The sequence below is a fragment of the Pseudomonas sp. 05N431 genome, from assembly GCF_056397005.1.
This window is the reverse complement of the sequence record NZ_JBFTMN010000011.1, coordinates 24,485-37,950: the sequence shown is the minus strand read 5'-3', so window position 1 is coordinate 37,950 and position 13,466 is coordinate 24,485. Positions and strand designations below refer to the sequence as shown.

The 13,466-nt window shown below is 60.5% G+C and carries 13 protein-coding genes; 7 read left to right on the top strand and 6 right to left on the bottom strand.

The window, feature by feature from the left end:
- Window positions 1-2: 2 nt before the first annotated feature.
- From AC1DIG_RS19510 to cpaB, 3 genes are read right to left on the bottom strand one after another with little or no spacing between them, the layout of a single operon-like run.
- A complete protein-coding gene (locus tag AC1DIG_RS19510; protein WP_477768616.1) occupies window positions 3-1,277 on the bottom strand; it encodes a CpaF family protein in 1,275 nt (424 codons plus the stop codon).
- Complete coding sequence (locus AC1DIG_RS19505) at window positions 1,274-2,464, bottom strand: CpaE/TadZ family protein (protein ID WP_477768615.1); 1,191 nt, start codon at window positions 2,462-2,464, stop codon at window positions 1,274-1,276. Before AC1DIG_RS19505 ends, AC1DIG_RS19510 begins: the two co-directional genes overlap by 4 nt.
- Before the next feature lie 60 nt (window positions 2,465-2,524).
- Window positions 2,525-3,454, bottom strand: coding sequence for a Flp pilus assembly protein CpaB (gene cpaB / locus AC1DIG_RS19500; RefSeq protein ID WP_477768614.1), 930 nt, complete (start codon window positions 3,452-3,454; stop codon window positions 2,525-2,527).
- On the opposite strand from cpaB, the gene AC1DIG_RS19495 reads away from it, so the two are divergent.
- From AC1DIG_RS19495 to AC1DIG_RS19475, 5 genes are all read left to right on the top strand, one after another.
- Window positions 3,453-3,659 (top strand): hypothetical protein, encoded by a 207-nt coding sequence (locus AC1DIG_RS19495; RefSeq protein WP_477768613.1) that lies wholly within the window; start codon window positions 3,453-3,455, stop codon window positions 3,657-3,659. The two genes, cpaB and AC1DIG_RS19495, sit on opposite strands and share 2 nt — an antisense overlap.
- Window positions 3,660-3,783: 124 nt before the next feature.
- Window positions 3,784-3,990 carry a Flp family type IVb pilin gene (locus tag AC1DIG_RS19490; RefSeq protein ID WP_477768612.1) on the top strand — a complete coding sequence of 69 codons (207 nt, stop codon included), beginning with the start codon at window positions 3,784-3,786 and terminating at the stop codon, window positions 3,988-3,990.
- Between the two features lie 110 nt (window positions 3,991-4,100).
- The gene (locus AC1DIG_RS19485; RefSeq protein ID WP_477768611.1) at window positions 4,101-4,514 is read left to right on the top strand and encodes a response regulator; all 414 of its coding nucleotides are present in this window, start codon (window positions 4,101-4,103) and stop codon (window positions 4,512-4,514) included.
- Window positions 4,515-4,707: 193 nt separating this feature from the next.
- Window positions 4,708-7,119 carry an autotransporter family protein gene (locus AC1DIG_RS19480; protein ID WP_477768610.1) on the top strand — a complete coding sequence of 804 codons (2,412 nt, stop codon included), beginning with the start codon at window positions 4,708-4,710 and terminating at the stop codon, window positions 7,117-7,119.
- Between the two features lie 111 nt (window positions 7,120-7,230).
- Entirely contained in the window at window positions 7,231-7,680 is a 450-nt protein-coding gene (locus AC1DIG_RS19475; RefSeq protein WP_477768609.1) for a DMT family transporter, read from the top strand.
- Between the two features lie 20 nt (window positions 7,681-7,700).
- Here the strand turns inward: AC1DIG_RS19475 and AC1DIG_RS19470 are convergent, their stop codons facing one another.
- Both AC1DIG_RS19470 and AC1DIG_RS19465 read right to left on the bottom strand, forming a co-directional pair.
- The gene (locus tag AC1DIG_RS19470; RefSeq protein ID WP_477768608.1) at window positions 7,701-8,555 is read right to left on the bottom strand and encodes a MaoC family dehydratase; all 855 of its coding nucleotides are present in this window, start codon (window positions 8,553-8,555) and stop codon (window positions 7,701-7,703) included.
- Window positions 8,556-8,557: 2 nt separating this feature from the next.
- A complete protein-coding gene (locus AC1DIG_RS19465; RefSeq protein WP_477768607.1) occupies window positions 8,558-9,910 on the bottom strand; it encodes a 3-oxoacyl-ACP reductase in 1,353 nt (450 codons plus the stop codon).
- Between the two features lie 303 nt (window positions 9,911-10,213).
- Between AC1DIG_RS19465 and AC1DIG_RS19460 the strand changes: the two genes are divergently transcribed.
- The gene (locus tag AC1DIG_RS19460) at window positions 10,214-11,491 is read left to right on the top strand and encodes an acetyl-CoA C-acetyltransferase (RefSeq protein ID WP_477768606.1); all 1,278 of its coding nucleotides are present in this window, start codon (window positions 10,214-10,216) and stop codon (window positions 11,489-11,491) included.
- Here AC1DIG_RS19460 and AC1DIG_RS19455 read toward each other — a convergent pair.
- Entirely contained in the window at window positions 11,478-12,506 is a 1,029-nt protein-coding gene (locus tag AC1DIG_RS19455) for a bile acid:sodium symporter family protein (protein ID WP_477768605.1), read from the bottom strand. The genes AC1DIG_RS19460 and AC1DIG_RS19455 overlap by 14 nt on opposite strands.
- 83 nt (window positions 12,507-12,589) lie before the next feature.
- Between AC1DIG_RS19455 and AC1DIG_RS19450 the strand changes: the two genes are divergently transcribed.
- Window positions 12,590-13,381 carry an AraC family transcriptional regulator gene (locus tag AC1DIG_RS19450; protein WP_477768604.1) on the top strand — a complete coding sequence of 264 codons (792 nt, stop codon included), beginning with the start codon at window positions 12,590-12,592 and terminating at the stop codon, window positions 13,379-13,381.
- Window positions 13,382-13,466: the final 85 nt, after the last annotated feature.

The following is a 13,466-nucleotide window of genomic DNA, read 5'->3' as shown; positions in this document are numbered from 1 at the left end:
AGTCAGTTAAGGGGCAGAGACAACTCATGGCGCAACTTGTCGCCGGCGGGGTTGAGCGCCTCGCGCAGGAAGCCGAAACCGGTCCGTCGATCGAAACGAAACAGGGTGTTGGTGACGTAGATGTCCTCGCGGATCCCCACCACTTCCACCACCTCGCTGACGCAGCGCCGGCCATCGGGCAGGCGCGTCAGTTGAATCACCACGTCGAGTGCCGCGCAAATCATCTGCCGTAGCGTGCGTTCGGCGATCTGACGTCCGGTCAGGCCCACCAACGTCTCCAGGCGCAACAGTGCGTCCTGAGCATTGTTGGCGTGGACGGTGCTCATCGAGCCGTCGTGACCGGTGTTCATGGCGGTCAGTACGTCGAGCACTTCAACGCCACGGATTTCGCCAAGGATTATTCGGTCTGGGCGCATCCGCAGGGCGTTGCGGATCAGGTCGCTGGCTTTCACTTCGCCGTGGCCCTCGGCGTTCGGCGGGCGAGTTTCCAGTCGCACGACGTGAGGGTGGCCCAGTTGCAGTTCGGCGACATCTTCGATGGTCACCAGGCGTTCGTGAGAATCGATCAGTTGACTGAGGATGTTCAGCAGTGTGGTTTTACCGGTGCCGGTCCCGCCGCTGATCAAGATGTTGCAGCGTTTGCCGACGGCTTTCTCGATGAAGTCGAAAATCGCCTGGTCAATGGTTTGCATCGCCATCAGGTCGCTGCTTTTAAGCATGTCCTTGCGGAATTTACGAATCGACAGGCACGGCCCGTCCAGCGCAATGGGCGGGATGATCGCATTGACCCGGCTGCCGTCCGGCATGCGCGCATCGACCATCGGCGACGACTCGTCCAGACGCCGCCCGAGTGGCGCGAGGATCCGCTGCATGACCCGTTCGACATGATGAGCGTCGATGAAGCGCAGGTCGCTTTGGTGCAATACACCGTCACGTTCGATGAACACCCGGTGTGGGCCGTTGACCAGGATTTCGGTCACGGTGGGGTCGCGAAGCAGTACTTCCAGTGGACCGAAACCGGTGAGCTCGTCGACGATTTCTTCCGCCAGACGCTCCATTTCGTAGCGCGAAATCGCCAGGTGCAAACGGGCAATGTATTCGGCGACCTTGTCGGTGATGAATTGCGAAAGGAGTTGGCGCGAGCCTTCCAGCAGGTTTTTCCCCGACTCTTCGATGGCATCGATGACATAACGATGCAGCACCAGTTTCAGGCCCTCGTGGTCGGTGTTGCCGATCGGGCTTTGAGTCTGTGCGCCGAAGAGTTGTTCACTGCTCATTTGTGGCCTCGCAAGCGATTCAGCCAGCTGATTTTGGGGGTGGTCAGCGTTTCAGAGTGCTTGGCCAGACGTTCACCCAAGGTGCGCAAGCTTTGGGTCAGGACCTCGCGGGGGGCCAGGTCGAACAGGGTCACGCCCTGGTTTTTGGCGTTGAGCCGAACCTCGGGGCTGTAGGCCAGGACGGCGATGACTTCGAGGCCAAAGGTCTTGCCCAGGGTGTCGGCGTCCGGGGCGGAGTGGCGCAGGTAACGGTCGACCAGCAATCGCGCGTGTTCGAGCTTCATGCCTTTTTCGCGCCACAGGTTGAGCACCGTGAGGTTGCGTCGGCAGTCGAGCACGCTCTGGTCGGTGTACCACAGTAATTTGTCGCAATGGCTGACGAAGGTGCGCAGGGCTTCGCTGTCAGGCTGGCCGGTGAGGTTCACCACGATGTGTTGAAAGTGTTGGCGCAAGGCGCTGAGCAACATGTACAGCTCGGCGGCGCTGGTGCGCTCCAGCGGTTCGTCATGACTGGCGTAGGCGAGGATTCGCAATCCGGCTTCGGCGCTGGTGAAGGCACTGTCGATCAGCGTCGCATCAAGGCGCCGCAGATGCCGCAATGCATCACCAAAATGGAACGAACTCTCCAGCCCCAACAGCGCCAGGCTGTCACCACGAGGCAGGCCGAGGTCGAGCAACAAGGTTTGCTGGCCACTCTTCTGGATCACCAGGGCCAGGTGCCCGGCGAGCAGGGCACCGTCGGCGTTGCTTTGGGTGCCAAAGAGCACCGTCAGGCCACCCATTTGGGTATTGGCTGCGACAGGCGGCAGACGTTTGCTCAGACGTCGCACCAGGCCCGAGACTTCGCTGGCGCGTGAGCCGTAGGCAACAAAATCCCGAGCCCCGGCGCGCATGGCATTGAGCACCAGCTGATTGTCCATGCCGTCGCCCAACGCGACGATGGCCAGCATCGGTTTGGCTTCCAGCGCGCCTTCGATCAACGCGCTCTGGGCCACCACATGCTCGCGGTCGAGGCCGATGAACACCAGGCTGGCGAAGGTCACGTCGACCAGCGCGAGCAGTTCGTCGAGGCTTCCGCCACCGGCGCCGACCACTTGGCCCAAGGGCGCCAGTGCGCCTTGCAACCATTCAAGGTCAGTACTGTTGCGAGTAATCGCAAGGAACGTCTGGCTCAGATTCTGGCTCATGGTGAGAGTCCGTTGCGTGTGTCGAAGTTGCCGTTTTTGAGGCCATGCACCCTTGCGCATTCAAGGGGTTTGTTGGGTGACCTGGTTGCCACGTATGACCTCGATGGCACGCCGCGACACCTCCACCGGACGCGCGTGGACGATGGTTTTCGGTGCGATGCCCTGGGCCAGTTGATTGAACTGGAATAGCTGACTGTTGGCGCTACTCAGGCGGGTGGATGAGTCGTTTTCACCGGCCCAGTATTTGGCCAGGAGCTGTTCTTCGCTGCTGCGTACGGCCAGGCGCAAGGTACCGACCTGAGTCGCCAGCATCATTCGACTGAGCAGCTGTTCGGGCACCGCCAGCACGACGCTGCGGGCCGCGATGCGGCGTTGATCCTGTTTGAGTTTTTCGTCGGCGCTGGCGGCAGGGGAGGCGGGCTTGCCGTCGTTGGTCAAGCCAAACTGTTCACCGACGCCGAGCACACGCATGGCCGGAATCACGATTTGTGCCGATTGCTGCGTGTTGATGGCGTCCTGACGCAGGAACAACAGCACGTCGACATAGTCCCCCGGGATCAGTTGTCCGGCAGCGCCGATTACTTCGTCTACTGCCACCGCCAGCGCGCGTTCATCGCTGTGGATCATTCGTGCTAGCGCGCCGCCGGCCTCGAAACTCTCGTTGCTCAGCCAGGTGCCCGCGCTCAGGCGCCGCCAGGGTGTGCGGCCAACGGCCTGGTCCAGGCTGCTCAAGCTGCCGACGGGAGCGCTGCGGAGTCTTTCCAGGGTCAGGTCGGCGGCGGTGAGGGGGGTAAACGGCAGGACATCATGCACCAGAACGACGACGGCCTGGCGCGTCTGGTCTTCGGCGCTAGCAACGGTTTTTTCCACCGCAACGGTGACAGGGGCGGTCGCTACCGGTTGCCGGCTCAGCAGCAACCCCCAGTATCCGACAATAATGGCCGCGACCAACAGTAGCCCGGCCAGACCCATGGTGACGCGGCTGTTCATGACGGCTCTCCCTTTCCTGCTGCACCATCGGCTCGTGACGTTCAACGAGTTAATTCGCAATCAGGCAGCTATGAACATGCAACTATTTGGCTATTTGAAAGTAGCGCAGCTAAATCAAAATGCCATCACTGGTCAAAAAATAACTCACAACCGTATGACAACCCCGGTCAAACCGTGGAATTTCAGGCGCCAACATTCCGGCTAATACTTTGTGATTAATTGCTTATTACAGTTGCTGGAGGAAGGTTTGTTGACAATGCTCTGGTGGCATATCGGAATCATGCCGCAATAACGTTACAGCAACGCCAATGGCGCAAAGGAGTAGTTGTATGATCCTTGAATATTTGTTGCTCAGAGCCCGCCTGTTCTTTAAGCGGACGGAAGGTGCCTCGGCAATTGAATATGCGCTGATAGTGGCGATGGTGGCCCTTGTTCTGGTGGCTTTCGTGGGGCCGATCGGTGATCAGATACTGATTGTTTTCAATACAGTTCTGACGTCTTTGGGCGGTAAGGCAATTTCTAAACCGCCACTATGACGGGCATGGCGAAACGGTGCCGTTGGTTATTGTCACGCAATGACTCACCGGTTAGCGCTACTGATGACACGTTACGCGCGGTTCCAAACTTCGTACTCAGGTGACCGGCCATGAACTCCTCTTCACCACCACGGCAACAGTTACTTCTGGTTGACGATGAAGAGGACGCGTTGCTGGAGCTTGCGGAACTGCTGGAAGGCGAGGGCTTTTGTTGCTTCAGCGCGACTTCGGTTAAATTGGCCCTGGACCACCTGACCCGCCACCCCGATATCGCTTTGGTCATCACTGATCTGCGCATGCCTGAGGAAAGCGGCATGTCGCTGATCCGGCGCCTGCGCGAACACACTTCCCGCCAACACTTACCCGTGATCGTCACCTCGGGTCATGCCGAGATGGACGATGTCAGCGACCTGTTGCGTTTGCAGGTTCTGGACCTGTTCCGCAAACCTGTCTATCACGTGCGCCTGCTGGAAACCCTGGACAATCTTTTTCCTCGGCCGAGGATTCAGAGGGTCAGTCCTTGAGCATTCGGGTCTTTCCCTGATGTAAAAACTGACGTCATTCATTTGGCATTTTTCAGTGGTGTCTAAATGATGGCACCTGTATATTCCCCGCGCCTGAACCAGCCCTCGCTGGTTGGCCGGTATGGATGCCTGAAAGAAGTTGGGCGTGCGTGCTGAAAACGCATCCTCTACCTGCTTCTGAAGGGAATCTGCATTGAACACCTCTTGTCTGCGCCGCTCGTTGTTGGCGCTTTCCGTGGCTGCCGCCGCCATTCACGGCTCTGCCATCGCCGCACCTGTCAATTACGATCTGGGTAAGGGGCCGTTGACCGATACCCAGCAGTATTACGATTCCCTCAACCTCATTGGCAGCGCGAACGTTGTTGAAAGCAACCCGAAAACACCCACCACGGCGGCGCACTTCATCGGTGTGACGACCGGGTCCGACCTGAAAAACAAGGGTTCGATCAGCATCGACGGCGCAACCCACGGCACCGGCATCAGCGTCGAGCCGGGACGTTGGGGAGGTTCACGTTTCAACTACAACCTGACCAACGAAGGCTCGATCAAGGTCAACGGCCTGGCGGATGCCGGCGAGTCTTATGGCATCAAGGATCAGGGCAGCATTGTTACCTACAACGTCCAGAATTCAGGTGATATCGCCGTCAGCGGGATGAACGCGACGGGGGTGGCCCTGATCGGTTCCCGCATGGGCAACGGGGTTATCAACGAAGGCTCCGTCACGGCCAGCGGCCCGAATGCGCGCGCGATGTTGCTCCAAGGCACCACACAAGGGATGCCGGTGTCCAACAGCCGTACGCTGAAGGCCACGGGCGCCAATGCCGTGGCGTTGACACTTGATGGTGCTACGTTCAAGCCGGACCCAAGTATCAGAACGTACAGCATTTACAACAGAGGCCTGATCTCTGGCGAAAGTCTTGGCATTCATGTCAGCAACCAGCCGGTCACCGACCGCCTCCTGTCGATCGGTCAAGGCTATGGCACGATCGAGGGCGGTGACGCGGCCATTCAGGTCGATGACGGAAAAGCTTATTTCTACTGGGATGGCGGTAACGTCAAAGGCAACCTGATGGGCCTTTCCGGCGTGAAAATCAATGGCGATGTGAATTTCGACGGTTCGACCATCAAGGCCGGCTACGTCACGGTGGAAAAGGGCGAGCTGACGCTGCAACAAGCCCACACCACGATCATCGGCGAATTTGATATGGAAGAGCCGGAATCGGTGTTGCATATGTTCCTGGGCAACGACACCAACCCCAATCTTCCGGTGCTGAAGGTCACCGGCCTGGCGGACATCGGCCCAGGTGCTCGCCTTGAGTTGAAAGCGCGCTCCGAGGACTTCCGTACGGCTGATGGTGGTACCCGCTACACCTTGATCAGCTCGGGCAAGCTGGAAGGCGGCGAGAACCTGAAAGTGTCGTCGTCCTCGGCGTTGCTGGAAGTCAAAAGCTACGGTGTCGAAGGCAATGACGTGAAGGCGCTGGTCAGCACCAAGAGCGAGGAGGTGGTCAAACAGAATGTGCTGAACGCCGGTGGTTCATCGAACGGTGCAGCGGCGGTCGGGCAAGTGTCGAGCGCGGTGATGAGTCAACTGAACGATCAGGACCCGGTGTTCAGCGCCTTCGCCAACGCCAGCAGCGATGCGCAGTTGGCGAAGCTTTCCGAAAAGCTCGGCCCGGACGTGAGCCGTGGCGTTATACAGGCGTCCACCAACGGTCAGGCACTGGTCTCGAACGCGATCAACACGCGCTCCAGCAGTGCCCGCAGCGGTTTGTCCTCGGGTGATGTGTTGGCCGAAAAAGGCGTGTGGCTGCAAGCCTTGAACAGCGACGCCGATCAAGGTTCGCGCGGCGGTGTCGCCGGTTATAGCGCCAACAGTCAGGGTGTCGCGGTGGGGGCTGACGGTCAGTTGAATGCCGACACCACGCTGGGTATCGCTTACAGCTACCTGAACAGCAACGTGACGTCCGACGCCGGGAGCAAGACCGACGTCATCGGTAACGCGTTGACGCTGTACGGCAACTGGAACCACGACAACTTCTTCGTCGACACCTCGCTGACCTATGGCTGGAACACCAACGAGTCCAAACGCTACATCGCCGGCACTCGTGCCAAGGGCGATTACGACAGTGATATCTTCGGAGTGAACGCGTTGGCCGGTTACACCTTGCGCTTCAATCAGCAGGTGTTGCTGGAGCCGCAGATCGGTGCGCGCTATGCCAACGTAGCGATCGATGCGTACCGCGAGAAAGGTAGTTCGGCCGCGCTGAGCGTCGGCAGCCAGCGTTATGAAGTGGGTGAGATGGGCCTCGGTGCACGCCTGGCCGCGGCCTTCGATGTCGGCGCCGGCAGCCTCCAACCCGAAGCCAAGGCCATGGCATGGCACGACTTCATCGGTGACCAGGCCAACACGACCTCGACCTTTGTGCTCGGCGGCACACCGTTCACCACCAGCGGTGCGAAACCTGCGCGTGACAGTTATGAACTGGGTCTGGGTGCCACCTATCGGATTGGTGCCTGGAGCGTGGGCGGTTCGTACGATTACCTGACCAGAGCCGACTTCAATGCAGACACCTTTACCGCCAAGGTTCGCTACGACTTCTGATTGATTGACTGTCACCCAAACGACCCGCCATGAGCGGGTCGTTTTGTTTGTGGCGGTAGCGGATAAGGCGCGGCGTATACTGCGCGCCTCATTCACTCAATGGAGAACAGCATGCCGGCCCCCGTCTGGTGGTTGCTTTGCCTGCCTTTTGTCGCGGGTGCGTTTTTGCCGCTGCAAGCCGGTATCAATGGCCAACTGGCCAAACAGGTGTCGAGCGTACTGGCCGCCGCGCTGATTTCGTTTTTTGTCGGCACCGTAGCGTTGTTGCTGCTGGTCCTGATCCAGCGCGAAACCCCGGCATTGGAGACACTCAAAAGCCTGACCTGGTGGCACTGGAGCGGTGGTCTGCTCGGCGCATTTTTTATTACCACGGCCGCTTTCGCCGGGCCGCGCATTGGCGCCATGCTGTTCATGGCGCTGGTGCTGGCGGGGCAACTGGGGATGGCGATGACCCTGGATCATTTCGGCTGGGCCGGGTTTCGCGAAGCCCCCGTCAGCGCCGGCAAAATTGCCGGGCTGGTGTTGGTCATGGCGGGTGTGTTTTTTATCCGGCGCGGCTGATTCGGCGCGACTGAGCTGCCTCAGGCAAGCGGTCGCCAGGTGCCGAGCATGTGTTCCAGATCCCCGGCGCCGATCACCTTGAAGTCACCGCTCGAGCCGGCAGCGCTGGCCAGCAAGTAGACCTCGCTGGGCAAACGCACCGGTTTCTTGAACTGCACGGCAATCTCGATGTTCGACGTCGGCAGATGCCCGCTCAGGGCCGCGAGGGTGCGGGCCTTGATCCACAAGCCGTGGGCGATGGCCCGGGGGAAACCGAAGAGTCTGGCGCTGACAGCGCTCAGGTGAATCGGGTTGTAGTCACCGGAAACCCTGGCGTAGCGCCGGCCAATTTCACTGGGCGCCCACCAGCGGGTGACCTCGTTCATGCTCAGGGCAGAATCCGTCGTAGGCTCAATCACCTCGCCGGGAAGCTTCACGCCTTTGCAGAGCATCTGGCTTTCGGCTTCCCAGAGCGGCCCGAGTGCGTCGTCAATCGTGGTGATCAGCTCAAACACCGCGCCCTTGGCGTGGGGTTGCAGGTTCTGCACCCGCACGCTTACCCGTACTCGAGCGACTGCGCCCAAGGGACGCAGAATGCGGATGCGATTGGCCAGGTGAACCAGCCCCAGCAATGGAAACGGAAACGCACTGGCAGTGAGCAATTGCATCTGCAAGGCGAACGCCAGCACATGAGGATAGGTCGGTGGCAACAGGCCGTTATCGGTAAACCCGCACACCTTGCGATAGGCGGCCAGGCGCTTGGGGTCAACGTTGACCCAGCAACGAAAGCCATCCTCGGGCAAGGTGGTGCCGGTGATCTTGCGCCGCGTCGCCGCTCGCCAATACAACTCGGGCATGTACGGCGTTCTGCTCTGTGAATGCCAATCTGTTTCCATGTTCAGGCCCCCAATACACTTTGCCCACACACTCGCAGCGCTTGTCCGCTGACCGCGCCGCTGCCGGGTTGGGCAAGCCAGGCCACGGCTTCAGCGACGTCTTGCGGCAGTCCGCCTTGGCCCAGTGAACTCATGCGTCGCCCCGCCTCACGCAAGGTAAACGGAACCTGCGCGGTCATTCGAGTTTCGATAAAGCCTGGGGCGACAGCGTTGATGCTGATTCCGCGCGCAGCCAACAGTGGCGCCCAGGCCTGCGCCAGGCCAATCAGCCCGGCCTTGCTCGCGGCGTAATTGGTTTGCCCGCGATTGCCGGCGATGCCGCTGATCGACGCCAGCAGAATCACCCGACCGTTATCGTGCAGGGCGCCACTGTCGAGCAGTGCTTTGGTCAGCACTTGCGGTGCATTCAGGTTCACGGCGAGCACTGCATCCCAGAATTCCGGCGTCATGTTGGCCAGGGTTTTATCGCGGGTGATGCCCGCGTTATGGACCACAATGTCGATGCCATTCGGCAATTGCTCGATCATTTGCGTGGCGGCGTCTTCGGCGCAGATATCGAGGGTGATGCTGTGGCCACCAAGGCGGGCGGCGAGGGCATCGAGGTCGGTCTTGGCCGGTGGCACATCCAGCAGCACCACCTGCGCACCATCGCGGGCCAGGGTTTCGGCGATCGACGCGCCGATCCCGCGAGCGGCACCAGTGACCAGCGCCGTGCGTCCCGCCAACGGCCGAGTCCAGTCCTGGACCTGAGTGTCGCAAGCGTTCAGCCGCACCACCTGTCCCGAGACATAAGCACTTTTGGGCGAGAGGAAAAACCGCAGCGCCCCTTCGAGTTGGTCTTCAGCCCCGGCCCCGACATACAGCAACTGCAAGGTGCCGCCACTGCGCAACTCTTTGGCCAGCGAGCGACTGAAGCCTTCGAGTGCGCGTTGGGCACTGGCGGCGAACGGGTCGCTCAAGGTCTCCGGTGCACGCCCGAAAATCACCAGATGGGCGCTGTGCTCGAGGTTTTTCATCAGCGGCTGAAAGAACTCGCGCAGTTGCTTGAGTTGCCCGGTCTGCATCAGGTCACTGGCATCGAACACCACGGCTTTGAGCTTGGGCCCATGGCCTGGAATCCACGCCTGGGCCAGCAAGGGTTCCGATCCGTAACTGTAAATCTGCTCGGTGAGTTTATTGGCGAACGCGCTGACGTTCTGTGACAACGAGCCGCCACCGATCAGCAGCGCGCCATTGACGGGGCGCAGGCGACCGGCCTCCCAGCGTTCCAGACGAACCGGCGACGGCAGGCCAAGGGCCCCGACCAGGCGGTGGCCGAGGGCCGAATTGGCGAAGTCGATATAGCGGTCAGACATGGAAGGCTCTCCGGCAGTGGGGGTTCAAGGTGTGGACCATGAATCGCGATCAGTCGTTCGATCCGCGAGATAAGGCCTACGCTTGATCACAGCAGATTAGTTTGAATCCGGGTTTTTTGTTGGTTGGCAGGGCATTCGGGTGAATGCGCAACTGGCATGGGAATGCAGTACCTGTGGGAGCGAGCTTGCTCGCGATTACGGTGTGTCAGCCGGCAAAAACTTTGAATGTGCCGGCCTCATCGCGAGCAAGCTCGCTCCCACAAGGTCCTGTTTTTACATTCAGATATTGATAGGGAGCTTTTCATGACTCAGCTGCGCCGCGTCGCGATCATCGGCGGTAATCGCATTCCTTTCGCTCGTTCCAACGGGCCGTATGCAACCGCCAGCAACCAGGCAATGCTGACGGCGGCGCTCGAAGGCTTGATCGAGCGCTACAACCTGCATGGCCTGCGCATGGGCGAAGTGGTGGCGGGGGCGGTGCTCAAGCTTTCCCGGGACCTCAACTTGACCCGCGAATGCGTGCTCGGCTCGCGGTTGTCACCCACCACCCCGGCCTACGACATTCAGCAGGCCTGCGGCACAGGGCTGGAAGCGGCGTTGCTGGTGGCGAACAAGATTGCCCTGGGGCAGATCGACTGCGGCATTGCCGGTGGTGTCGACACCACGTCGGATGCGCCGATCAGTGTCAGCGACGGCTTGCGCAAGATTCTGCTGCAAGCCAACCGGGCCAAGAGCACCGGCGACAAGCTGAAAACTTTCCTGCAATTGCGCCCCCGGCATTTGATCCCCGAGTTTCCGCGTAACGGCGAGCCGCGTACGGGGCTATCGATGGGGCAGCATTGCGAATTGATGGCGCAGACCTGGAACATTCCCCGTGCCGAGCAGGATCAACTGGCGCTGGAAAGCCACCAGAAAATGGCCGCGGCTTACGCCGAAGGCTGGCAGAACGATCTGATGACCCCGTTCCTCGGCCTGACCCGCGACAACAACCTGCGCCCGGACGTGACGCTGGAAAAACTTGCGTCGTTGAAACCGGCATTCGAAAAGAGCGGTAAAGGCACGCTCACCGCCGGCAACTCGACACCGCTGACCGATGGCGCGTCGCTGGTGCTGCTCGGCAGTGAGGAATGGGCGAAAGAGCGCGGCTTACCGATCCTCGCTTACTTGCGCGACGGCGAAGCGGCGGCGGTGGATTTCGTCAATGGCGCCGAAGGATTGCTGATGGCGCCGGTCTACGCGGTGCCGCGTTTGCTGGCACGTAACGGCCTGACCTTGCAGGACTTCGACTATTACGAAATCCACGAAGCCTTCGCCGCGCAAGTGCTCTGCACCTTGAAGGCCTGGGAAGACCCGGACTACTGCAAAACCCGACTCGGCCTTGACGCCGCGCTAGGCTCGATCGACCGCAGCCGGCTCAACGTCAAAGGCAGTTCACTGGCGGCCGGGCATCCGTTTGCCGCGACCGGCGGGCGAATCGTCGCCAACCTTGCCAAGTTGCTGGACGCCGCCGGGAAGGGGCGCGGATTGATCTCGATCTGCGCCGCCGGCGGTCAGGGTGTGACGGCGATTATTGAGCGCTGAGGGCCGCCGTATTTTGTTGCTCGGCCAATACCCGATTGCGATTGGCATAACTCTCGGCCATCACCGAACAGACGACCAGTTGCAGCGGGTGATAGATCATGATCGGCAACAGGATCAGACCCAGCCCCGGGTTGGCGCCGAAGATCAGCGCGGCCATCGGTGCCCCGGCGGCCAGGGACTTTTTGCTGGCGCAGAACACTGCGGCGATCTCGTCGGCGGGGCTGAACTTCAGGGCTCGGGCGGTGCGGGTGGTCATCCACAGAATGATCGCCAGCAGCACGGCACTGCCGACCAATGCGCTGAGAATCACCGTGTTGCCCTGTTGCTGCCACATCCCGGAAACCATCGAGTTGCAGAACGCCGCGTAGACCAGCAGCAGGATCACCAGTTTGTCGACGATGTTGGTGTAGCGCTTGTGGCGACTGAAAAACTTGCCGAACAGCGGCCGCAGTAACTGACCCAGTACCAGCGGCAGCAGCAACATGACGCAGAGATCGAGCAAGGTTGAGCCCAGATCGATGCCGCCGGCACCGCTGCCCACCACCAGGCTCACCAGCAACGGCGTGAGGAAAATCCCCAGCACGCTGGACAGGCTGGCGTTGAGAATCGCCGCCGGCACGTTGCCGCCGGCGCTGCCGGTCAAGGCTACGGAAGAGGAAATGGTCGAGGGCAGGGCGCACAGGTAGAGGAACCCGAGCATCAGCAGCGACGGAATGTGTGAACCCAGCAGCTTGTCGCTGACCAGCCAGATCAGCGGGAACACCAGAAAGGTGAAGCTCTGGACCATCAGGTGCAGGCGCCAGTTTTTCAATCCGTGGCGGATCTGCTCGCTCGACAGGTTGACCCCGTGCAGGAAAAACACCAGGAACACGCCGATATTGATCACCCACTCGGCGTGCATCGTGCCACCCGTCGCACCGAAGCGCGGGAAGATGTACGACAGCAGCGTGGCGATCAGCATCCCGCAGAGGAACCAGTCGGTGACCACGCGTTTGAGGTGTTTGAAGGCATGCATGACGGGCACCGAAGGCATTGTAAGAAGAGATGACCTAGCCTAAGGTCAAGACTTCCGCCCGTCTTGCGACATAAGGCCAATCAATGCCGGCTAACGGACAAGTTTCCCTCGAACGGACCATCCCGACCCTGACGGCGTTGCCGCGCCCGCTGTTTGCCCGTGCGGAAAGCCTCAGCGCCGGCTCGTGGACGCCACCTCATCGCCACGATTGGGTGCAGTTTTCCTACGCTATCAGTGGCGTGCTCGGCGTACACACCGCCGAGGGCAGTTTCTTTGCGCCGCCGCAGTGGGGGATCTGGATTCCGGCTGACCTGGAACACCAGGTGGTGACCTCGATGCGTGCGGAAATGCGCAGCCTCTATGTGCGGCGCGAGGCATGTGCCTGGGCGGACGAGCGTTGCCGGGTGCTGGAAGTCACGCCGCTGGCGCGAGAGCTGATCAAGAGTTTTTGCCTGCTGCCGGTGGACTATCCGGAGGGTGACAGCCGCGAAGCACGCCTGGTCGAGGTGCTGCTGGATCAGTTGGCGAGCCTGCCGGAAGTCGGGTTCTCTCTGCCGTTGCCACGTCACCCGCGTTTGCTTGGGCTGTGCAACGAACTGATCGAAAGCCCCGGGCAGAACGTGACGTTGCAGGTATGGGCCGAACGATTGGGGACTTCGGAGAAAACCTTGATGCGCCTGTTCCAGCGTGAAACCGGATTGAGCTTTCGCAGCTGGCGCCAGCGTATGCGGTTGTTGTCGTCATTGAGTTTGCTGGAAGACGGCAACAGCGTGACCACGGCGGCGCTGTCCAGCGGCTATGACTCGACGTCGGCGTTTATTGCAGCGTTCAAAGGATTGTTCGGGTTTACCCCGGGAGAGTTGTTCAAGCAGTAACACCGCCAAACTAATGTGGGAGCGGGCTTGCTCGCGAAGAGGCCATCACATTCAACATCTCAGTTGACTGACAGTCTGCTTTCGC

Excerpts from the sequence above, each read along its gene's own strand:
- AC1DIG_RS19510 (WP_477768616.1), bottom strand. The coding sequence starts at position 1,277 with ATGAGCAGTGAACAACTCTTCGGCGCACAGACTCAAAGCCCGATCGGC.
- AC1DIG_RS19505 (WP_477768615.1), bottom strand. The coding sequence starts at position 2,464 with ATGAGCCAGAATCTGAGCCAGACGTTCCTTGCGATTACTCGCAACAGT.
- AC1DIG_RS19495 (WP_477768613.1), top strand. The coding sequence starts at position 3,453 with ATGACGGCTCTCCCTTTCCTGCTGCACCATCGGCTCGTGACGTTCAAC.
- cpaB (WP_477768614.1), bottom strand. The coding sequence starts at position 3,454 with ATGAACAGCCGCGTCACCATGGGTCTGGCCGGGCTACTGTTGGTCGCG.
- AC1DIG_RS19490 (WP_477768612.1), top strand. The coding sequence starts at position 3,784 with ATGATCCTTGAATATTTGTTGCTCAGAGCCCGCCTGTTCTTTAAGCGG.
- AC1DIG_RS19485 (WP_477768611.1), top strand. The coding sequence starts at position 4,101 with ATGAACTCCTCTTCACCACCACGGCAACAGTTACTTCTGGTTGACGAT.
- AC1DIG_RS19475 (WP_477768609.1), top strand. The coding sequence starts at position 7,231 with ATGCCGGCCCCCGTCTGGTGGTTGCTTTGCCTGCCTTTTGTCGCGGGT.
- AC1DIG_RS19470 (WP_477768608.1), bottom strand. The coding sequence starts at position 8,555 with ATGGAAACAGATTGGCATTCACAGAGCAGAACGCCGTACATGCCCGAG.
- AC1DIG_RS19465 (WP_477768607.1), bottom strand. The coding sequence starts at position 9,910 with ATGTCTGACCGCTATATCGACTTCGCCAATTCGGCCCTCGGCCACCGC.
- AC1DIG_RS19460 (WP_477768606.1), top strand. The coding sequence starts at position 10,214 with ATGACTCAGCTGCGCCGCGTCGCGATCATCGGCGGTAATCGCATTCCT.
- AC1DIG_RS19455 (WP_477768605.1), bottom strand. The coding sequence starts at position 12,506 with ATGCATGCCTTCAAACACCTCAAACGCGTGGTCACCGACTGGTTCCTC.
- AC1DIG_RS19450 (WP_477768604.1), top strand. The coding sequence starts at position 12,590 with ATGCCGGCTAACGGACAAGTTTCCCTCGAACGGACCATCCCGACCCTG.